This window comes from Streptomyces sp. NPDC093546, assembly GCF_044765045.1.
Lineage (GTDB): Bacteria > Actinomycetota > Actinomycetes > Streptomycetales > Streptomycetaceae > Streptomyces.
In genome coordinates this window covers 101,955-120,908 of record NZ_JBIWJG010000018.1, presented here as the reverse complement: position 1 = coordinate 120,908, position 18,954 = coordinate 101,955, and the positions used below count along the sequence as shown (strand labels likewise).

The window sequence follows — 18,954 nt, the reverse complement described above, 5'->3', positions numbered from 1 at the left end:
CGGCCCCCCCCCCCCCCCCCCCCCCCCCCCCCGCGGGGGGGGGGGGGCCCCCCCCCCCCCCCCCCGCCCCCCCCCCCCCGCGGCCCCCCCCCCCCCCCCCCCCGGCCCCCCGCGGCGGGTGGGGCTGGACACTGATCGCCAGGGTGGCCAACGAGGTACGCATCCTGCCCGGGCCCGGCGGCGGGAAGACCGTGCTCGCCCGACTTCCCTGGTGATCCGGACCACTCGACGAGAAGAGGTCCGCGATCGGGCCGCAGATGGCGGCATCCCCACCCTCTGTGTGGGTAGGCGCGGGCTCGTGTGTCAGAAAGACGATGGCGACTCCCCCGGTGCCTTCCCCATAGTCGGGATCGAGGTGGACGGGGACGTGGTGGCGGCCGAGCTGCTGCGGGCTACCGCTGGGGCGGTGGCCACGCTGCGCGCACAGTCGGCCGCCATTGCCGGCCGTGCTCCTGCAAAAGAGCTACCCGACGTATGACGGCGGTCGGCCGGGGCAGGCGAGATATATGGCCGACCTTGGAGAACTTCTGCAAGTAACCATGCGCCGCCGCCACCTCACTGCTCAGGCTCTCGCGGAGCGGGCCGGTATTCGCACCCCGCGGATCAGGGCCTTTGCGCAAGACGGCGCACAGGGACCCGTTCCCCCCACAGAGGAGGAACTGGCTGAAATTGCCGCAGCCTTGAGGCTGCCGCTGGCCGATGTCCTGGACGCCGCCCGTACTCCGGCCGGGACGATGGCCTGACACCTCCACCCGTCGCGGCGGTGATCGCGGTCCTGCTGCCCGCCGTCTTTTTAGGGCTGATGCTGGCGCTGGACCGCTACGAGGAACGCCTGTTCAACGCCCGTCGCGCCCGGCACCGCCGCCTCCGCGCGGGTCGGCACGTCCGCCCGTCGGCAACGCCCAAGCCTCCGAGGTCCTCGGCCTCGGTGCGTTAGCACGCTCATGGCGCCGCGTCGGCTCCGAACCCTGCGACGCCGAGGACGACACGACCGGGGTCGGCCCGCAGAGGGCCTGCCTGCCAGCCCCGACGGACGGAAGCAACCGTTGAGTTACCTGGGCTGGTTGCCGTGATCCCGCTACACCCATACCGCACCAAAGGCCCTCCTGGCGTCCTCGGTGCCACCCCGGACCAGCCTGTCAGCCCCTTCGGACGCTGGCACCTCGCGGCCCTGCTCGGCCTGGAGTTCGACGCGGAGATGGCCCGCCAGCGCGTCATCGACGGCGGCCATCCCGAAAGTGAGGAGCCGTACGTCGAACCGCGCGACACCGCCAAGTGGACCGAGGAAGAGCGCCGCCGCCTCGACTGGACCCATCCCTCACCCTCCGTGTCATCAGTTCGCGAGCGCCACGCATGCCCGTCCGCCAGTGACAGCAGCAAGGATCGACCATCTGTGCATGTCAGACGCAGTGGCGGGAACCTGCCGCACATGAGCGGCTTGGCTGATCTCGAAGAAGGCGACCGTCGGCTCACCCGGCGCATGGCGCACTGGACCTCGCCCCTGGCGCGGCGCGTGCTGCCGGCGGTGGAGTCGGCGGCCGAACGCACCAAGCTGTGGTGGGCCGCGGCGGCGGTCATGTCCGCTGCCGGCGGCTACCGGGAGCGGAAGGCCGCGGTCGCGGGACTGGCCGGCATGGGGGTGGCGGAGCTGGTGTCCAACGCGGTGTGCAAGCAGCTCTACGAGCGGCGCAGACCGCCCAAGGAGCTGATCCCGCATGAGGATGTCCACGACCGCCCGGACAGCTCTTCGTTTCCTTCCGGGCACACCGCTGCCGCTGTCGGCTTCACCGCCGCTGTCGCCGGCACCTGCCCCGGATGGGGCGCTGCCTGCGCGGTCCCGGCGGTGGCGGTCGCAGTCGAGCGGGTGCACTCCGGCGCGCACTACCCCAGCGACGTGGCCGTCGGCGCAGTGATCGGAGTGGCCAGTGCCTGGCTGGTCCGCCGGGCTCCCGGGCTGTGGGCGCGCAGCCTGCTGTGAGCGGCCCGGGAAGGGATTGAGGATGGCTCCTTTTCGTCCGGGTAGGCGCTGCGGTGACACGCCCACGACAATCCGGAGGTCTGTGCAATGGCGGCGCGCTATGAGGTCCGGCATCAGCCCGGCAAGGGCTACCACTTCGTGCTGATCGCTACGAACGAACAGGTCATCGCGACCAGCGAGCACTACGAAAGCCACCGTGCCGGCCTGAACGGCATCGACTCGGTCAAACGCAACGCCGACGCCCCACCAGGACGTGACCGGAGGCGAGGGCAAGCAAAGCTGACCACGATCGAAAGGGGCAGCCCTTCGTATGGGGCGGTACTTCGAGGAAGGGCGGGTGAATGACCATGAGCACCGTTGAGCGCCCCACCGGGTCAAGCGGCAAGGACGACTCGGTTGGGGCGCTGGTGACGCAGGCGTCGCAGCAGTTGTCGCAGCTGGTGCGTGATGAAATGCGCCTGGCGCAGGCGGAGATGGTCCAGAAGGGCAAGCGGTTCGGTGTCGGCGGTGGTCTGTTCGGCGGAGCGGGCATGGTGGCGTTCCTCGCGCTGCAGGCCCTGGTGGCCGCGGGGATCGCCATGCTGGCCCTGGTGCTGCCGGTGTGGTCGTCGGCGCTGATCGTCTGCGGCGTGCTGCTGGTGATCGCCGGTGCCCTGGCCCTGGTGGGCAAGAAGCAGGTCGCCCAGGCCACCCCTCCCACGCCCGAGCGGGCGATCGACAGTGTGAAGGCCGACGTGGCCGAGATCAAGGAGAAGGCGCACCGATGAGCGACAAGTCGCAGTCACGTGACGAGACCCCGACGCCCGAGGAGCTGCGCGAGAAGACCGAGGCCACACGCGAGCAGCTCGGGCAGACGGTGGAGGCTCTGGCCGGCAAGGCGGATGTGAAAGCACAGGCCCAGCAGAGGACGACTGAGGCAAAGGTGCAAATGCAGCAGAAGGCAGAGCAGGTCAAGGACAAGGCGGCCCAGGCCGCGCGGGCGGCGCAGGACAGGCTTCCCGACCCGGTCGCTGAGAAGGCCGCCCAGGCCAAGGAACAGATCACCCAGGCCGCGGCCACGGTGGCGACCAAGTTCCAGGAAAAGACTCCCGAAGCGGTCACCGAGAAGGCGAGCCAGGTCACGCAGGCCGCGCGCCAGCGTCGCGGATCCTTGATGGTGGTGGCTGCCCTCGTGCTGCTGGTGCTGGTCAAGAAGCGCCGCAACAAGGGGCGCCGGTGAAAGCCTCCAAGATCGTCTACAAGCCCGTGGGTTTGGCACTCGGGGCCGCCAGCGGCATGATCGCCGGAGCGGCGTTCAAGCAGGCATGGAAGATGCTCGGGCACGACGATGACGCTCCCGATGCCACCGATCAGGACCGCACCTGGCAGGAAGTCCTGCTCGCCGCGGCCGTACAGGGAGCGATCTTCGCCGCCGTCAAAGCCGCCGTCGACCGGGCCGGCGCCGCCACGCTGCACCGCCTGACCGGCACCTGGCCCGGCTGACCCACGCCGACCGCCCGTGGAACCGAGGAAGGAACAGTGGCCCCACACCGTGAACTGCACGCCCTCACCGCGGTGGCCCTGACTGCCACGGTTCTGGTCGCGCGATGGTGGTCGGTGTCCCGCCACCGCCGGCGGTACGGGAATCCCAGCGCCGCCAGGGCGCCCTGGCGGCGCACCGCCCTCCACACTCCCTCACCCGATCCGGGGGGACCGGCTGGCAGAGCTTCACGCCTCAATGCTCGACTCCACCGCCGGCCAAGCTCTGCGCGAGACCGACAGACACCTCGACCGGTACTGGAAACAGCTCCAACCGTTCTACGTCCGGCACGAGGACGAGCCCGGCGCCAGTCAGGGCTGATCAATGCCCACCCGCTGACCCTGGTGTCGCCGGGCGCCCGTTCCAGCGCCTCCTGCGGGCGAAGAAGAGGCGCTCCGAGGCACCGCTTCCCGGGAAGGGGCCGCGATGGTGCAGGCGCTGCCAGATGCGGGGGTGACGTCCGAGTGCCAACCTGGTGAATAGGGCTGAAGCAATCGCCAGGAGGTGCCGTCATGGGCGTAGAAGGAATGAAGCAGCGGGCCAAAGAAATGGCTGAGAAGTTGCGGCAGCAAAAGGGCCAAGGTGAGCAGAGCGGCAAGACGCGGCACAAGGTCCAGGGCCGTAACAAGCTCATCGAGGAGCAGATGAAGAAGATCCAGGAACGGCGACACCGGCATCGGTGAACGGAGCCAGCCCTAGTCCGCGTAACGCCGCACAATCCTGAAAGACGCTGAAAGACTCATCGGCGCAGGTCAGGGACGGGTGCAGCCGCATCAACGCTGGTCAGTGCCACCAGGTAGACAACTTCAAGAAGATCTCCTCTTGGGTCGCATCTCGTGCGTCCATCTGGCCTCAGCAGTCTCGGCCGCCTGCCGGAGCACAGTGCCCGTACGTCTCACCCATCGGCGCGTCACTGCTTTGGACTGTCAGCGCATGAGAGCCGGGATGATGTCAGAGCCGTACGCGTCGATCGTCGCCTCCTTGGCGTCGTGCATCGCGTACACCCCGAACCAGCGGCACTGGTCGCGCGCGTGCGCCAGGTCGTCGCCGACGTACGCGGGCGCGGCGACGCAGATGGTGATCGAGGCGGGGTCGCGGCCGGCCTCCTCGGCGGCCTTGCGTACTGCGGCGATCATCCACTCGGTGAGGAAGGGGTCGGCGAGCTGGAGGATGAAGCCGTCGGCCTTCTGCCCGGCGAGGGCGAGGGCCTTGGGGCCGTACGCGGCCATCCACACCGGGAGCTTGCCGTTCTTCACCCAGGGGATGCGGACCGGCTGGCCGTCGACGAGCGCCTCGCGGCCCTCGGCGAGGTCGCGGATGACGTCGATCGCCTCGCCGAGCCGGGCCAGGGTGTTGGGCTTGCGGCCCGCGACGCGCATGGCGGAGTCGCCGCGGCCGATGCCGCAGACGGTGCGGTTGCCGACATGTCGTTGAGGGTGGCGAAGGTGGAGGCCGTGACCTCCCACGTCCGGGTGCCCGGGTTGGTGACCATCGGGCCGACGCGGAGCTTCGTCGTGTGTTCGAGGATCTGGCTGTAGACGACGAAGGGCTCCTGCCACAGGACGGCGGAGTCGAAGGTCCAGCCGTAGCGGAAGCCGTTGCGCTCCGCGCGCCGCATCAGGCCGACGACCTGCGACGCGGGCGGGTCGGTCTGCAGGACGAGTCCGAAGTCCACGGCGGGGCCTCCTAGTCGAGGTACTGGCAGGTGGAGCGGGGGGTGTACAGGCCGTGCCCGGCCCGGCCGGTGAAGGTGCGGTGGTCGATGATGACCTCGCCACGCGAGAGGACCGTCTCCACCTGGCCCGTGACGGTCTTTCCCTCGTACGCCGAGTAGTCGACGCTCATGTGGTGCGTCTCGGCGGACATGACCTGTTCGGCGTGCGGGTCGTAGATCACGATGTCGGCGTCCGCGCCGGGCGCGATCCTGACTCAGAAGATTGCCTCGCCGATGAGTTCGCCGAAGCGAGGATGGTGGAGACTCCGCCGCTACCCGTCGTCATCGAGAAGCACAGGCGGTGACGACATACAGCTCTTTGCTGGTCCACGCCTGCCGGACCTCTCATGCCGCCGCCGGTTACAGGCGGTCGATCCGGTCTCCCCGGCAGCGGTTGCGGGCGTCGAAGACATACGTCGCATGGCGCTCCACCAGACCGTAGTCGAGGTCGTCGTAGTCGGTCAGGACCACGACCGCGTCCGTGGCCGCGATCTCCGCCTCGGTCAGATCGACGCACAGCACCCCGGGCGGCAGCAACTGTGGGTCGGCGTGCGGCTCCACGGCCCGGACCCGCGCGCCGCGCGCCATCAGCAGTTCGGCGACGCTGACGGCGGGAGACTCCCGTACGTCCCCGGTGTTAGATGCTGGGCGCCCATGTCGCCGCGACCTCCCAGCACCTGGCCAAGCTGCGCGCGGCAGGTCTGGTGACCTCCCGGAGGGAGGGCACCAGGATCTACTACCGCGCCGGAGGCGCGCAGGTGCGGGGCCTGCTGGAGGTGGCCGTACTGGCGGCTCGTGAGGCCGCGGCCGATGCCGGCCCGGAGGTCGGCGCCGAGGAGGCCCCGGCGGTCGCGCAGGAAAGGCCCGCACCCGTCGGCGGGGCACGGCGGGCGCACCGGCCGGTGACCGAGCGGTAGGACCCAGGGCAGCCGTCTATCCGGCTTGTCGCCAGGAGGCGGAGGCGACCGCGGGCTCCATGCTGATGCGGGCGACCGCCATCTCGACCGGGGTGCTGTCGGCACCGTCGGCGGTGATTTCGGCGCGGATGCGGACTGGGCCGTCCTCGGGACCGCCAGTCGAGGCCACAGCATGGAGCCGGCTGGCGGAGCCGGACAGCGACTACACCAGCAACGTTCGGACATGGGCCTCGTCGCAGGCGGCGACGACCGTTTCGACGGTGTAGGGGGTGGGAACCTCGTCGCCGGAACCGGGCTGGCGATCGAGGCGGTGGGCGATGGACCGTACGGCGGTGTTGACCGCGACCACGGCGACCGCGCCGGCCATGGCGAAGCCGTGCAGCCCAGCACCGGCCAGGGAGCCGACGGCGGCCGAACACCAAAGGGTGGCAGCGGTGTTGATGCCGGAGACGTTCAGCCCGTCGCGCATGACACCGGCGCCGAGGAATCCGATGCCGGAGACGACCTGGGCGGCGACCCGGCTGGGGTCGCCGGAACCGAAGGATGTCGACAGCAGGACGAAGAGGGCGGCTCCGGTGGCGACGAGGGTGTTGGTGCGGAGCCCGGCCATGCGCTGGCGCCACTGGCGCTCGACGCCTATGAGGGCCCCGGCGAGCATGGCCTCCCCCACGCACGCGGCGAAGTTCAGTGCGTTCATCGTGCTCACTCCTTGCGAGGGGCGGTCTCGTCGCTGTCGACGAGGCGGTACTCCCGCGGTTCGGCGTCGTAGGAGTACAGCTCGGCGTAGCGGCCCCAGTCGGTGGCGGTCTCCAACTGCCGGGTGACCTGCTCGCTGGTGAAGTGGTGGGCGAGCACGTCGCGGAAGAACCCGGCACGCAGGGTGCCGTCGCGGTTCTGACGCAGACTGGTGGTGATCAGCCGGATCAGCGGCGCTCCCAGGGCGGCCTCGGCGAAGATGGTCTTCGACTGCTGGACGTCGGCGCCGGCGAAGGCGGTACCCGTGTCGGTGAGCAGCAGGTCGCCGTCGCTGACCTTCGCGAAGCCGAGTAGGTCGAGGGCGTCGACGAGCGGGAGGATGTCGTCGATCTCCAGGCCGAGGTCGTCGGCGAGATCTGCCAGGTCGCTGCTGCCGCCGCGGTGGAGGAGCATTTTCACTCCTGCGCCGTCGCCGGGTCGGGTCATCTCCGAGCAGAGCGTCCACGGGGCGCTCAGCCCGCGGTCGGTGAACAGCTGCTCCAGCTGCGCGCGCCGCTCGCCGTACGGGACGTGCGGCAGCTCCTGGCCGTCGAGTTGGAGGAGGTCGAAGGCGATGAAGTGCGCCGGCATCTCCTGGGCGAGGCGGCGGCGGTCCTCCCTCCGGAGACGGCTCGCCGCTGGAGCGCCTCGAACGACATCCGGCCCTCTACCCACACGACCAGCTCGCCATCGAGGACCAAGCCGTCGGGCTGGTCCGCGGCCCGGCCACGCGGTGAAGACGATCGCCCGGTAGCCGTCGAACAGCCGCTCCCGCTCGCCCGCGACGAGGAAGTCGATCGTGGTGTCCAGGACGGCGGTGAGGGAGTCCTTGCCCTTGGCGCGGCCGTGGTGGGACCTGGCCTTGCCGAGCTTGCCGCGGGTCTCGCCCTGCATGGCGATCTGTACGTCGGTGAGGTTGCCCCCGGCCTTGCCGTGGGCGTCGTGGTCGATCACCGGGCCGCCGCCCGGGCCGCCGGCGGGGCCGCCGGCGGAGTTGATCTGCAGGCCGTCCTTGCCGACGCCGAAGCGGCCGGGCATGAACCCGCCACGCAACTGAAGCAGGCAGCCGACCAGCGGCCACTGGACGATGCACGAGCATCAGCACGCGCCCTCACCTGGCGCGTGAACCGCCTCACTCAGCAGCCCACCGTCAGCCCCCGAGCCCCCCATGCCCGCAGGATTACCGGCACAGGGCGGGCTCACCCGGCCCGAACGGAACCGCTGCCCCCGCATCAGCCAGCCCCGACAGGTGGTGCAGGGTCGACGCCGTCGACGGCTGAAGACTTGGGCAGCAGCCAACCCCCTCGCACAAGACTTCACAAAATCACGGCAGGCTCTGACCTCGGGAAAGGACAGAGCCCGCATCGTGGGGAGGCCCCGCTCTTTGCGAGGCCCGCCGATCACCGCAGACCTACAGTTCCGCCAGCGCGATCACCCATTTGGGGGTCAGTAGGGGCTACAACCGAGCACCCCTGAAACGACTACCCCACGTGGCGCACGGATGTCAGCGGATCCGCGTACGCACGGGCTGCGGGAGCCACTCGACCGGAGAGACGATGGGAAGCACCACGTCCCCCCGCTTGCAGCACTGCGGTCACCACCGGCCCGGTGGAAGGAGACATCTGGCCATGGATACAGACGGGTTCCAGGCCGATCTCGGTCCCGCTGGGCGGGCGGAGCTGGGGCCTTCGCCGCCGGGTGGGTTGCTGGACGTGCTGGGGGTGGCGGCGGTCGTCCTCGACGCGGACGGGCGGATCGTGTTCTGGAGCCCGCAGGCCGAGGCGCTGCTGGGCTACAGCGCCGAGGAGGCGCTCGGCCGGTTCGCCGCCCACCTGATGGTCGCCGACGAGCACGTCGACCTGGTGCTCCGTCTGTTCGCCCAGGTGATGGAGGGTGAAGGCATCTGGGCGGGGGTCTTCCCCGTACGGCACAAGGACGGCGGCACCCGGCTGCTGGAGTTCCGCAACATGCGGCTCCTGGACGACCGCGGTGATCCGTACGCCCTGGGGCTGGCCACCGACCAGGCGGTGCTGCGGCGGGTGGAGCAGGACCTGGCGCTGTCCGTGCGGCTGGTCGACCAGTCCCCCATCGGGCTGGCCGTCCTCGACACCGACCTGCGGTACGTCATGGTCAACCCGGCCCTGGAGCGGATCAACGGCCTGCCCGCCGAGGAGCACCTCGGCCGGACCGTGCGCGACGCGCTGCCCTTCCTCGACGCCGACAGCATCGAATCCGCGATGCGGCGGGTCCTGGCCACCGGTACGCCGCTGGTGGACCAGCATGCCGTCGGCCGCACCGACGCCGACCCGAACACCGAGCACGCCTGGTCGGTCTCCTACTACCGGCTGGAGGACCCGAGCGGGAAGGTGCTGGGCGTGGGCACCTCGGTGGTCGATGTCACCGACCGCCACCGCGCGGCCCTGGAAGCCGACCGCGCCCGGCATCGGCTGGCGGTGGTCGCGGATGCCTCCGTACGCATCGGCACCACGCTGGACCTCGTGCAGACCGCCCGCGAGCTGGCCGACGTCGCCGTCCCCGAGCTCGCCGACATGGCCGCCGTGGACGTCCTCGACTCCGCCCTGACCGGCCACCGCACCACCGCACCGGCCCACGGGCCCGCGCTCTTCCGCGCCCTGGCCGTCGCCGCCGCCTACCCCACCGACGTCACCACCGCCGCCGACCCTCCCGGCGAAGTGGCCCGCTACGAAGCCGACCGCCTGGTCACCCGGGTCGTCAACACCAGCCGGCCCGTCATGGTGCCCCACGTGGAAGAGGCCGACCTGTCCCTCATCGCCCGCGACCCGAGGGCCGCGACCATGCTGGCCCGGGCAGGCGTCCACTCCTACCTGGCCGTGCCACTCGTGGCACGCGGCGAAGTCCTCGGCGCGCTCGACCTCGTACGTGCACGCAACCCGCACCCCTTCACCGAGGACGACGCCACCCTGGCCTCCGAGCTGGCCGCCCGCGCCGCCGTCTGCATCGACAACGCCCGCTGGTACCAGCGGCAGCGCGACACGGCCCTCACCCTCCAGCGCAGCCTCCTACCCGAACCACCCCCGCCCCTGTACGGCCTGGAAGTCGCCTCCCGCTACCAGCCCGCCGGAGCCGCCGGCGAGGTCGGCGGCGACTGGTACGACGTCCTCCCCCTGCCCGGTGACAGGACCGCGCTCGTCGTCGGCGACGTCATGGGCAGCGGCATCAACGCCGCCACCACCATGGGACGGCTCCGTACCGCCACCCAAACGCTCGCCGGACTCGGACTCCCGCCCACGCAGGTGCTCCGCAACCTGGACCGGATCACCGCGGGACTGGACCCCTACATCGCCACCTGCATCTACGCGCTCTACGACCCCCACGCCGCGCAATGCCACATCTCCACCGCCGGACACCTGCCGCCCGTCCGCATGCGGCCCGGACAGACCCCCGCCCTGCTCGACCTGCCCACCGGCGCCCCCCTCGGCGTCGGCGGCGTCCCCTTCAGTACCACCACTGTCGATCTCGCCCCCGGCGACCGGCTGGTCCTCTACACCGACGGGCTGGTCGAGACCCGCGACCAGGACATCGACGCCCGCCTCGGCGCACTGCTCACCCTCCTCGACGGCCCGCACCCCCACCTGGAAGACACCTGCGACTACCTCCTGGAAGCCCTGCGCCACCCGGACGACCACGACGACGTCGCCCTGCTCATCGCCCACGTCCGCCACTGACCCGCGGTCCGCATCGCGCAGTGGCCCGTACGCCTTCTCATGAAGGCCCGCGGCAATCAGTGACGGGGGTGCCTTATGGGAGACGCCAGAGCAGCGCGAAGCCGGGCCTTCCGAATGGGAGGCCCGGCTTCATAGCGAGGGGGCAGTGCTCAGCTGGCAGGCGCACGCATGAGCCGGTCCCGCGTGCTGTCAGGGTGTACTTCGACGGCACCAAGCGCCGGTAGAACCACTTCGTCTGAGCGACACCTCCGTCGGCCTGACGACATCGCCACCCGGCACAACCTTCTGACGTGATCAAGAGTCTGACCGGGCGCGCAGCTCCTAGTGCGCGCCCGATTGCTTGAGAGGAACCCGCTTTGATCCATGTTCGTCCCGCCCGACATCAGCTCGTCGCGGCCGTCACCACCGTTCTGGCCGTGACCGGCGGTGCGAGCCTCGCGACGGCGCCCGCGATCGCCGCGACGCCCACCGCTGCCGTCGCCGCGGACGCCGGACCCGCCGACGCGCAGGCGGCCGTCGACGGTGTCATCTCCATCCCCCGCACCGACCAGATCCTCAGTGTCGGCCCGACCGGGTTCCTGTCGGTGGAGCGCCGATGGGACCACACGTACTACCGCTGGACCAGCACCGTCGACGGCACCACCACGGGGCTCCCGGAGTGGTCCAGCGGGTACCGCGGCGGCGGTTCCGACACCGTCGTCGCCAAGGAGGACGGCACGACCCGGTACCTGCTCCATGACATGTCGTCGCCGGGCAGCGAGCCCGTGGTCGTCAACCAGACCGACACCCGGCTCTACTGGAAGGGCGTGGTCGGCAGGACCCTCGTCTTCTCGTCCTGGGACAGCCAGAACAAGGTGGGCCAGCTCCGTCTGATCGGCGAGGGGAACCAGGCGGGCAGCGACCGGCAGGTGACCGGCCTCGCACCGAACTCGAGGGTCCAGAGCGTCGAGGCCCTGTCGGACAGCTCGGCGCTCGTCCGGTACGTCTCGGCGGATGCCGACACCGACCGCTCCTACCTCGCCGTCGTGGACATCGCCACCGCCTCCGTCGTCGAGAAGCGCGAGGTGGGCGTGTCAGCGTACGACACCGACACGGCCCTCTCCGGGGACCGCTGGGTCTGGGTCGACGCCCCGACGTCCACGCACGCCAAGCTCATGTACGCCACCCGCGACGGTTCGGGGAGCACGCCGGCCGTGGAAGCGGCCGACCTGGGCAACTCCATCCGCCCGCACGTCGGCGTCCTGGGCGACTGGGTCACGTACGCGGCTCCGGGCGGCGCCGCCGCGACCGAAGCGTCCCCACGCTTCGCGCTCAGTGCCGTCAACCTCGTCGACAAATCCACGGTCAAGCTCCTCGACCACGCCTCCTCCACCGTCCCCACCGCCGACGGCGCGCTCCTGGTGCGCGGCGGTACGGTCGCCCACGGCGAGGGGGTCTACCGGATCGCACTCGGGGCGGACGGCAAGCCCACCGCCACGCTCATCGCGAGCACCGGCGAGCCGACCGTGCTCACGCTGCACACCGCGGCCACTCCCCCGGTCATCGACCTCGACAAGAACAACGGTCAGGCCCTGCTCCGCTGGGTGCTCTCCCGGCCCAACGCCAAGGGCTCCGTGACGGTGCGCCATGTCGGCACGGGTCGCAGCGTGCGGTACGACTTCGCGCAGGCGAACGCCTACGAGGGCAAGGGATCCGTTGACTTCCGCTGGGACGGGATGCTCCCCAACGCCGCGGGCGTGAAGGAGTTCGCGCCCAGCGGCGACTACGTCTGGGACTTCACCGCCTCCCCGCTCAACGGCATCGGTCCGGACGTCGCGCAGAGCGGCACCTTCAAGGTCACCCGTACGGCCGGCCTGCACGACTACACGGACAACAGCACACCGGACCTGCTGTCCCGTGACGCCGCGGGCGTGCTGTGGCGCGACGACTCGGCCAAGGTGGCGTCCGCGCCGCAGCCGTACTCGACGGGTCGGGTGAAGATTGGCGGCGGCTGGCAGATCTACAACCAGCTGGAGGCCGTCGGGAACATCGCCGGCAGCCCGGCCGGCGACCTTGTCGCCCGTGACAACGCCGGCGTGCTCTGGCTCTACCGGGGCCACGGAAACGGTTACTTCGCCGGCCGTACGAAGATCGGCGGTGGCTGGCAGATCTACAACAAGATGACCGGCGGCAGCGACCTCGACGGTGACGGGAAGTCCGACCTCCTCGCCACCGACGCCGCCGGCGACTTGTGGTTCTACAAGGGCACGGGCAGCACGAGCGCGCCGCTCGCACCCCGCAAGAAGATCGGCCGGGGCTGGGGGATCTACAACCAGCTCACCGCCACCGGCAACATCACCGGCACCTCCGCCGGAGACCTCGTCGCCCGCGACAAGGCCGGTGTCCTGTGGCTGTACGAGGGCAAGGGCGACGGCACCTTCGCCCCGCGCACGAGGATCGGCGGGGGCTGGGGCGTCTTCACCCACCTCGTCGGCATCGGCGACGCCGACCGCGACGGGCGGGCCGATCTCTACGCGGTAGGAACCTCGGGCGCCAAGTTCTACGCGGGCACCGGCAACACGGCGGCTCCGTTCAAGCCCGCCGCCCCGGGCAACCTGCTCTCGAGCTCGGCACCCGTCAACTCGGTTTTCTGACGACGTGGGCCTCCATCCGGTGACCCTGTTCTAACGGGACATCGGGACGATCGCCCACACGGTCCTTTCGACGCGGCCGTCGTTGGCGCCCAGGCGCCGGTGAGGGCGGATACGAGCAGCGGCCCGCATCCGCCCTCTCCAGGTTCCGTGGCAGGGTGCCTCGGACACCCATGCACAGCAGCACGGCGATGGGGTTTCACCCGGCGCTCTCTGAGCCGATGTGGACGACCAGCGAAGCAGCGCCGTCCTCTGCGGCGATCGCGCGGACGAGTTCGGCCGCGCGGCGACGGTGGGACGGCTCGGACAGGCAGGCCGTGATCACGTCGCCGAGGGCTTCGGCGGTGAGGTCCTGGAACGGCACAGGCCGCGGGGCGACTCCCAGCTCGTGCAGCCGAGACGCCCAGAAGGGCTGGTCGGCCATGACCGGAACGGGCACGGCGGGCACGCCCGCCCGCAGGGCGGCGGCGGTGGTGCCCGCGCCGGCGTGGTGGACGACGGCCGCGGTGCGCGGAAACAGCCAGTCGTGCGGGACGTCCCCGACGGCCAGGACGTCGGCGCCGCAGCCGTTCAGACCGGCCCACCCCGCCTGCACCACCGCGCGCACGCCTGCCCACTTCACCGCCGCAGCCCCCAGCCCACTGAGCCGTTCCCCCTGCCCAGCCGCCATACTGCCGAACCCGATGAACACCGGGGACGGACCGGCCTGTAGGAAATCCACCAGTTCGGCCGGGGGGGCCAGCCGTCCGGCGCGCGGGCCACCAATAGCCCGCCACTTCGACCCAGGACGGCCAGTCCTCGGGGCGCGGCACCACCAACGGGCTGAAGCCGTGGAAGACCGGCCGGACGTCCCCCGGTGCCGTGGGCACGCCAGCGGGCAGCCCGAGGCAGGCACGCAGCCGGGTCACGGCACCCGCGAAGACCCCTTCTGCAAGTGGGCGCACGTCACGCAGTACCCGCCGTCCAAAAACCAGAGATTGTGTCAGCTCCCCACGGCCGAACTCGCCAATCAGAATCCCGTCCTCACGAGAATGCTGGCGGAAACCCCCCGTTGGTCGAACAGGCACGCGCCGACGCGCGCCCGTGGTAGCTAGGTTCTGTCTCTCCGATCACGCTGGTTGCCCTGGGACTCAGCCACCGCGCTAGGGTCCTGGAGGGTACTGCCTCCAGGACTCAGGGGTTCAGCGCCGATTGCGGTCCGGACTCGTGAACCTGAACCTGACTACGTTCTCCTCGGTGGCCCACCGGTGGAAGCCGGCCTTGTCCAATACTCGGACCGAGGATGAGTTCGACAGTTCCACGTTGGCTGACACGGTGTGGACATCAGGCGCGGTGAGGGCGAACTCGGCCAGGGCCTGGGTGGCCTCGGGGGCATAGCCCCGGCCGCGGCGGGAAGCCACGATGCCGTATCCGATCTCAAGGACACCTTGGCTGGGTGGCCAGAACAGGCCGATGGAGCCCACCACCAAGCCGCTGTCGCGCTCGATGATCAGGCGGTGGCCATAGGTGCCGAGCCACTCGGGGTACTGGTCAAAGAGGCTCGCGACCACGCGATCGCCGTCGGCGGGAAAGTCGTCCGCCCAGCGCGGGGACCGGGTGTCGTCGAGGACCGCGGTGGCCTCGCTCATGGTCCAGGACCGAAGGACGAGGCGCTTGGTGACCACGTCGGCGTGGGCGGATGGAGAAGAGGAAGACATGTGTCTCTCCTGGTCGTATGAGCGACCGGGCCGCGCTTTGCTATTGCGCGGGCCGGATGAAGGCATGCTGATGAGGGCCGACGGCGGCCATATTCATCAACCTCCCCATCCCGAGATCACGCGTCTGTCGCGCTAGCGTGACGGTAGTAGCTCCTCCTCAGTCAGGGCAACTCATTTCCGGGCCGCTGGCCGGGGCTTCTGCTCGCTGAAGGTCGTATCCCTTCGAGGGGCGGTTCATTGTTCTGATCATGCTCAGCAGGGGGGATCTCACCGATAACGAGTGGGCGGTGCTGGAGCCGCTGTTGCCCAGGAGCAATAACCGGTGCGGCCGGTGGCGGGATCACCGCCAGGTGATCAACGGGATCATCCATCGGCTCAGCACCGGCTGCCAGTGGCGCGAACTGCCCGAATATTTCGGCCCGTGGCAGACTGTCCACAAACGGCACATGCTGTAGTCGGCCGACGGCACCTGGGAGAGGCTGCTCCTGTACGTCCAGGCCGTCGCCGACGCGGCGGGCGGCATCGAGCCTTTTCCAACCTCATACCTGTGCTGCTCCTCGGCCTGCTGACGACTGCACGCACCAATCTGTAGCGAGGTCATGACCAGCAGATCCGCAGTCGGTCCCGGCGGCCCAGACGCTTCGCCGAGCATGGTCAGCGGCGCTGACATCCGGGTTAGAAAGGGCTCAGCGCTCCGGCAGCTCCCATGAAGCGAACCAATGGGGGAACGGTCCGGCGGAGGGCGGGAACGCGAACGGCGAGGTGCGGTCGGTGAGCAGGCGCAGCACGAACTCGCCGGTACCGCAGTCGAAGCGCTGCCACTCACCGCCCACGTACTGCACCAGAACCGGCCAGTCGTCGGGATCGGCCGGTCCGGTCAGCCAGTGGAAGGTCAGCTCCTGCTCGGAGGCACCCCATTGGAGCACGCCGCCAGGCGCGGGGTGGACCGGGTATGGCCGGTACAGGTCGGCGTACCGTGCCATGTCCTGGCCCCACGAGACCAGATTCGTGCCCAGCGCACCCGGCACCAGCAGGTCCAGGTACTCGTCGAAGCTGCCCGCGCCGAAGGCGTCGACGATGTCCTTGTAGTCACCGGGCAGCGCGGTGCCCAGCGCGGCCTCCGTCGCGGCCCAGTCGACGCCGCGCCGATCGGGCTCCGTCCACCCGGTGACCTGCCGCAGCAACTCCACCCACCCGACACCGGGCGGGCGGGTGAACGCGCGCCGGGCCAGGATCACGACGCGGCGCGGGCCATCGGGGGAGGCCGTCACGCCGTATCCGAACCAGTGCTCGGTCAGCACCCACCCGCGTAGCTCAAGCAGCCCGCCCTCGCCGCCGATGGGGAGCCCGCCGTCCCCGCCCACCGGCGGACCGTCGGGCACCCCTGCCGCCGTACCCCCCACGACCCACGCACGTACGGGCAGACTTGCCCCGTCGACCACGTCCGCGGCGACGCGCTCCAGCTCGGCCAGATCCTCCGCCTCACTGGGCACACAGACATGCCCTGCCCCATGAGTGGGCAGCGGGCAGTGCAATTCGGGCGCGCGCCAGGCGTCGTTCAGACGGGCGCGCAGAGCGGAGGCGTCCATGCGGCCAAGTGAACAGCACCGCACTGACACTGAGCTTCTTCAACCTGCATCAGCAGTACGCCGTTGGGCTGACAACAGGGTGAAGCCCCTGGTAGATGGGTTTTCGACCAAGATCACCAATCTGCCAGGAGCTTACGCGTGCTTGTTTACCCGTCCGGTATCGATCTCTCCAGCCGCACTCTGCAGCACCTATCCGGTCTCCTCGCAGGCCACCGAAGTCGGATCGGCTCCCGGTGGCGGCGCCTGACCTGTGGCCGGCAGGCCGTGCTCGTCCTGGCCCACCTGCGCTGCGGCGACACCTACGCCCGCCTCGGCAGCAGGTTTCCGCGTCGGGATCGCGACGGTCCACCGGTACATACGCGAGGCCGTAGACCTCCTGGCCGCTCTCGCGCCCACGCTGGAACAGGCCATGACGACGGTACGGAAGAAGGCGTACGTGATCCTCGACGGCACCGTGCTGCCAATCGACCGCATCGCCGCCGACAGGCCGTACTACTCGGGGAAGAAGAAGCACCACGGGATGAACGTGCAGGTCCTCACGGATCCAGCCGGCCGTCTGATTTGTACTCGGACGTGCTACCCGGAGCCGTGCACGATCTGACCGCGGCCCGGACCCACGGCATTCCCGCCGCTCTCGCCGCTGATGACGTCAAGTGCTGGGCTGACAAGGCGTATCAGGGCGCAGGCCCTGCTGTCCGCGTCCCGTCCCGGGGCAAGAACCTGCGCGGCTGGCGTCGTCGTCACAACCGCGATCACGCCAAGATCCGCAGTCTCGGCGAACGCGCCATGACCACCCTCAAATGCTGGCGCCTCCTGAGGAAGCTCCGCTGCAGCACCACCCGGATCACCGCCGTCGTCCGTGCCGTCGTCGCACTCGAACTCGCCACCTGATCAAGATGGAAAAGGCTCATCGACTGGAAGATCAACATCGACTCCACGTCGATCCGCGCCCACCAGCACGTCGCCGGGGCCCCGAAGGTGCCGCCTCGAACACCACCCGGCTCCTTAAAGGGATCCGCACAAAGATCAGTTCACGTGCGGGCGCACGTCCGCACGTGCCCGTTCCTGGCGGAGGCGGTGCACCAGGCGAGGCCCCCGGCCGCTCGCGCGGTGGGCTGACCTGCAAGGTCCACCTGAGTGCGGACGGCAAGTGCCGCCCGCTCTCCCTGATCATCACGCCCGGCCAGCGGGCGGACTGCACCCAGTTCGAGCCGGTCATGGACAAGATCCGCGTCCCCCGGCCCGGCACGGGCAGACCTCGGCAGCTACCGGACAGCGTCGGCGCCGACAAGGCATACAGCAACGGCTTGATCCGCTCCTACCTGCGGCGACGCGGTATCCGGCACGTGATCCCGGAGAAGAGCGACACCAAGGCGGCCCGCCTGCGAAGGGGTTCACGCGGCGGCCGGCCTCCCGGCTTCGACAAGACCCGGTACGGGCCGTCGGTCGCCCAGTCATCGTGTTCAGTCGGTAAGTGCGGGGATGATGTCGGAGCCGTACGCGTCGATCGTCGCTTCCTTCGCGTCGTGCATGGCGTAGACGGCGAACTGGTCGACGCCCAGTGCCCGGAGCGCCTTCAGCTTGGCGATGTGGGCGGCCGGAGGGCCCAGGAGGCAGAAGCGGTCGACGATCTCGTCGGGGACGAAGTCCGTCGAGGGGTTTCCGGCGCGGCCGTGGTGGCTGTAGTCGTAGCCCTGGCGGGCCTTGATGTACGAGGTGAGGGCCTCGGGGACCATGGACGAGTGCTCGCCGTAGCGGCTCACCAGGTCGGCGACGTGGTTGCCGACCATGCCGCCGAACCAGCGGCACTGGTCGCGCGCGTGCGCCAGGTCGTCGCCGACGTACGCGGGCGCGGCGACGCAGATGGTGATCGAGGCGGGGTCGCGGCCGGCCTCCACGGCGGCCCTGCGCACGGCCGCGACCATCCACTCGGTGAGGAAGGGGTCGGCGAGCTGGAGGATGAAGCCGTCCGCCTTCTGGCCCGCCAGGGCGAGGGCCTTCGGGCCGTACGCGGCCATCCAGACCGGGAGCTTGCCGTTCTTCACCCAGGGGATGCGGACCGGCTGGCCGTCGACGAGCGCCTCGCGGCCCTCGGCGAGGTCGCGGATGACGTCGATGGCCTCGCCGAGGCGGGCGAGGGTGTTGGGCTTGCGGCCGGCGACGCGCATGGCGGAGTCGCCTCGGCCGATGCCGCAGACGGTGCGGTTGCCGAACATGTCGTTGAGGGTGGCGAAGGTGGAGGCGGTCACTTCCCAGGTCCGGGTGCCCGGGTTGGTGACCATCGGGCCGATGGTCAGCTTCCGGGTGTGTTCCAGGACCTGGCTGTAGATGACGAACGGCTCCTGCCAGAGCACGGCGGAGTCGAAGGTCCAGCCGTAGCGGAAGCCGTTGCGCTCCGCGCGCCGCATCAGGCCGACGACCTGCGACGCGGGCGGGTCGGTCTGCAGGACGAGTCCGAAGTCCACGGC

Annotated in this window: 18 protein-coding genes and 4 pseudogenes; 12 read left to right on the top strand and 10 right to left on the bottom strand. The window is 70.1% G+C overall.

The window, feature by feature from the left end; genetic code table 11:
• Nucleotides 1-1,069 precede the first annotated feature (1,069 nt).
• The 6 genes from ACIRNI_RS29280 (at nt 1,070) to ACIRNI_RS29255 (ending at nt 4,180) form a co-directional block, all read left to right on the top strand.
• Nucleotides 1,070-1,978 (top strand): phosphatase PAP2 family protein, encoded by a 909-nt coding sequence (locus ACIRNI_RS29280; protein WP_403555959.1) that lies wholly within the window; start codon nt 1,070-1,072, stop codon nt 1,976-1,978.
• A gap of 87 nt (nt 1,979-2,065) precedes the next feature.
• Nucleotides 2,066-2,323, top strand: coding sequence for a YegP family protein (locus ACIRNI_RS29275; RefSeq protein ID WP_403555957.1), 258 nt, complete (start codon nt 2,066-2,068; stop codon nt 2,321-2,323).
• 2 nt (nt 2,324-2,325) lie between these two features.
• On the top strand, nt 2,326-2,745 hold the full coding sequence (locus ACIRNI_RS29270; protein WP_403555971.1) for a phage holin family protein: 420 nt from the start codon (nt 2,326-2,328) through the stop codon (nt 2,743-2,745).
• Nucleotides 2,742-3,197 (top strand): DUF3618 domain-containing protein, encoded by a 456-nt coding sequence (locus tag ACIRNI_RS29265; protein WP_403555955.1) that lies wholly within the window; start codon nt 2,742-2,744, stop codon nt 3,195-3,197. The genes ACIRNI_RS29270 and ACIRNI_RS29265 overlap by 4 nt, the downstream gene beginning before the upstream one ends.
• The gene (locus ACIRNI_RS29260; protein WP_403555953.1) at nt 3,194-3,460 is read left to right on the top strand and encodes a DUF4235 domain-containing protein; all 267 of its coding nucleotides are present in this window, start codon (nt 3,194-3,196) and stop codon (nt 3,458-3,460) included. The genes ACIRNI_RS29265 and ACIRNI_RS29260 overlap by 4 nt, the downstream gene beginning before the upstream one ends.
• A 549-nt stretch (nt 3,461-4,009) precedes the next feature.
• Nucleotides 4,010-4,180, top strand: coding sequence for a hypothetical protein (locus ACIRNI_RS29255; protein WP_359854194.1), 171 nt, complete (start codon nt 4,010-4,012; stop codon nt 4,178-4,180).
• Nucleotides 4,181-4,423: 243 nt separating this feature from the next.
• Here the strand turns inward: ACIRNI_RS29255 and ACIRNI_RS29250 are convergent.
• The 3 genes and pseudogenes from ACIRNI_RS29250 to ACIRNI_RS29240 form a co-directional block, all read right to left on the bottom strand.
• A pseudogene (locus ACIRNI_RS29250) lies at nt 4,424-5,172 on the bottom strand (TIGR03842 family LLM class F420-dependent oxidoreductase).
• Nucleotides 5,173-5,183: 11 nt separating this feature from the next.
• Nucleotides 5,184-5,420: pseudogene (locus ACIRNI_RS29245) on the bottom strand (dihydropyrimidinase); the annotation flags it as partial.
• 151 nt (nt 5,421-5,571) lie between these two features.
• Entirely contained in the window at nt 5,572-5,910 is a 339-nt protein-coding gene (locus ACIRNI_RS29240) for a UDP binding domain-containing protein (protein ID WP_403555969.1), read from the bottom strand.
• On the opposite strand from ACIRNI_RS29240, the gene ACIRNI_RS29235 reads away from it, so the two are divergent.
• The gene (locus ACIRNI_RS29235) at nt 5,853-6,128 is read left to right on the top strand and encodes a hypothetical protein (RefSeq protein ID WP_403555973.1); all 276 of its coding nucleotides are present in this window, start codon (nt 5,853-5,855) and stop codon (nt 6,126-6,128) included. The genes ACIRNI_RS29240 and ACIRNI_RS29235 overlap by 58 nt on opposite strands.
• A gap of 16 nt (nt 6,129-6,144) precedes the next feature.
• On the opposite strand, the gene ACIRNI_RS29230 is transcribed toward ACIRNI_RS29235, so the two are convergent.
• Genes ACIRNI_RS29230 through ACIRNI_RS29220 form a run of 3 tightly spaced genes read right to left on the bottom strand, consistent with a single transcriptional unit; the run spans nt 6,145 to nt 7,901 of the window.
• The gene (locus ACIRNI_RS29230; protein ID WP_403555967.1) at nt 6,145-6,327 is read right to left on the bottom strand and encodes a hypothetical protein; all 183 of its coding nucleotides are present in this window, start codon (nt 6,325-6,327) and stop codon (nt 6,145-6,147) included.
• A gap of 3 nt (nt 6,328-6,330) precedes the next feature.
• Nucleotides 6,331-6,825: an MgtC/SapB family protein gene (locus ACIRNI_RS29225; protein ID WP_403555951.1), complete on the bottom strand. Its 495-nt coding sequence runs from the start codon at nt 6,823-6,825 to the stop codon at nt 6,331-6,333.
• A 5-nt stretch (nt 6,826-6,830) separates the two neighbouring features.
• Nucleotides 6,831-7,901 carry an AAA-associated domain-containing protein gene (locus ACIRNI_RS29220; protein WP_403555949.1) on the bottom strand — a complete coding sequence of 357 codons (1,071 nt, stop codon included), beginning with the start codon at nt 7,899-7,901 and terminating at the stop codon, nt 6,831-6,833.
• A 590-nt stretch (nt 7,902-8,491) separates the two neighbouring features.
• Here ACIRNI_RS29220 and ACIRNI_RS29215 point away from each other — a divergent pair.
• Both ACIRNI_RS29215 and ACIRNI_RS29210 read left to right on the top strand, forming a co-directional pair.
• On the top strand, nt 8,492-10,570 hold the full coding sequence (locus ACIRNI_RS29215; RefSeq protein ID WP_403555947.1) for a SpoIIE family protein phosphatase: 2,079 nt from the start codon (nt 8,492-8,494) through the stop codon (nt 10,568-10,570).
• A 356-nt stretch (nt 10,571-10,926) separates the two neighbouring features.
• On the top strand, nt 10,927-13,203 hold the full coding sequence (locus ACIRNI_RS29210) for an FG-GAP repeat domain-containing protein (protein WP_403555945.1): 2,277 nt from the start codon (nt 10,927-10,929) through the stop codon (nt 13,201-13,203).
• A gap of 196 nt (nt 13,204-13,399) precedes the next feature.
• Here ACIRNI_RS29210 and ACIRNI_RS29205 read toward each other — a convergent pair whose 3' ends face one another.
• The gene (locus ACIRNI_RS29205; protein WP_403555943.1) at nt 13,400-13,822 is read right to left on the bottom strand and encodes a glycosyltransferase; all 423 of its coding nucleotides are present in this window, start codon (nt 13,820-13,822) and stop codon (nt 13,400-13,402) included.
• A gap of 559 nt (nt 13,823-14,381) precedes the next feature.
• Nucleotides 14,382-14,897, bottom strand: a complete 516-nt coding sequence (locus ACIRNI_RS29200) for a GNAT family N-acetyltransferase (RefSeq protein WP_403555941.1) — start codon at nt 14,895-14,897, stop codon at nt 14,382-14,384.
• Nucleotides 14,898-15,145: 248 nt separating this feature from the next.
• Between ACIRNI_RS29200 and ACIRNI_RS29195 the strand changes: the two genes are divergently transcribed.
• On the top strand, nt 15,146-15,352 hold the full coding sequence (locus tag ACIRNI_RS29195; protein WP_403555939.1) for a transposase: 207 nt from the start codon (nt 15,146-15,148) through the stop codon (nt 15,350-15,352).
• Nucleotides 15,353-15,583: 231 nt separating this feature from the next.
• Here the strand turns inward: ACIRNI_RS29195 and ACIRNI_RS29190 are convergent, their stop codons facing one another.
• Complete coding sequence (locus ACIRNI_RS29190) at nt 15,584-16,486, bottom strand: hypothetical protein (protein ID WP_403555937.1); 903 nt, start codon at nt 16,484-16,486, stop codon at nt 15,584-15,586.
• Between the two features lie 409 nt (nt 16,487-16,895).
• On the opposite strand from ACIRNI_RS29190, the pseudogene ACIRNI_RS29185 reads away from it, so the two are divergent.
• Together ACIRNI_RS29185 and ACIRNI_RS29180 are read left to right on the top strand one after the other, a co-directional pair.
• A pseudogene (locus ACIRNI_RS29185) lies at nt 16,896-17,377 on the top strand (transposase family protein).
• Nucleotides 17,287-17,922 (top strand): annotated as a pseudogene (locus tag ACIRNI_RS29180) (transposase); the annotation flags it as partial. The pseudogenes ACIRNI_RS29185 and ACIRNI_RS29180, both read left to right, overlap by 91 nt.
• 27 nt (nt 17,923-17,949) lie before the next feature.
• On the opposite strand, the gene ACIRNI_RS29175 reads toward ACIRNI_RS29180, so the two are convergent.
• Nucleotides 17,950-18,951 (bottom strand): TIGR03842 family LLM class F420-dependent oxidoreductase, encoded by a 1,002-nt coding sequence (locus ACIRNI_RS29175; RefSeq protein ID WP_403555935.1) that lies wholly within the window; start codon nt 18,949-18,951, stop codon nt 17,950-17,952.
• Nucleotides 18,952-18,954: the final 3 nt, after the last annotated feature.

Excerpts from the sequence above, each read along its gene's own strand:
- ACIRNI_RS29275 (WP_403555957.1), top strand. The coding sequence starts at position 2,066 with ATGGCGGCGCGCTATGAGGTCCGGCATCAGCCCGGCAAGGGCTACCAC.
- ACIRNI_RS29270 (WP_403555971.1), top strand. The coding sequence starts at position 2,326 with ATGAGCACCGTTGAGCGCCCCACCGGGTCAAGCGGCAAGGACGACTCG.
- ACIRNI_RS29265 (WP_403555955.1), top strand. The coding sequence starts at position 2,742 with ATGAGCGACAAGTCGCAGTCACGTGACGAGACCCCGACGCCCGAGGAG.
- ACIRNI_RS29255 (WP_359854194.1), top strand. The coding sequence starts at position 4,010 with ATGGGCGTAGAAGGAATGAAGCAGCGGGCCAAAGAAATGGCTGAGAAG.
- ACIRNI_RS29235 (WP_403555973.1), top strand. The coding sequence starts at position 5,853 with ATGCTGGGCGCCCATGTCGCCGCGACCTCCCAGCACCTGGCCAAGCTG.
- ACIRNI_RS29225 (WP_403555951.1), bottom strand. The coding sequence starts at position 6,825 with ATGAACGCACTGAACTTCGCCGCGTGCGTGGGGGAGGCCATGCTCGCC.
- ACIRNI_RS29220 (WP_403555949.1), bottom strand. The coding sequence starts at position 7,901 with ATGCCCGGCCGCTTCGGCGTCGGCAAGGACGGCCTGCAGATCAACTCC.
- ACIRNI_RS29215 (WP_403555947.1), top strand. The coding sequence starts at position 8,492 with ATGGATACAGACGGGTTCCAGGCCGATCTCGGTCCCGCTGGGCGGGCG.
- ACIRNI_RS29200 (WP_403555941.1), bottom strand. The coding sequence starts at position 14,897 with ATGTCTTCCTCTTCTCCATCCGCCCACGCCGACGTGGTCACCAAGCGC.
- ACIRNI_RS29195 (WP_403555939.1), top strand. The coding sequence starts at position 15,146 with ATGCTCAGCAGGGGGGATCTCACCGATAACGAGTGGGCGGTGCTGGAG.
- ACIRNI_RS29190 (WP_403555937.1), bottom strand. The coding sequence starts at position 16,486 with ATGGACGCCTCCGCTCTGCGCGCCCGTCTGAACGACGCCTGGCGCGCG.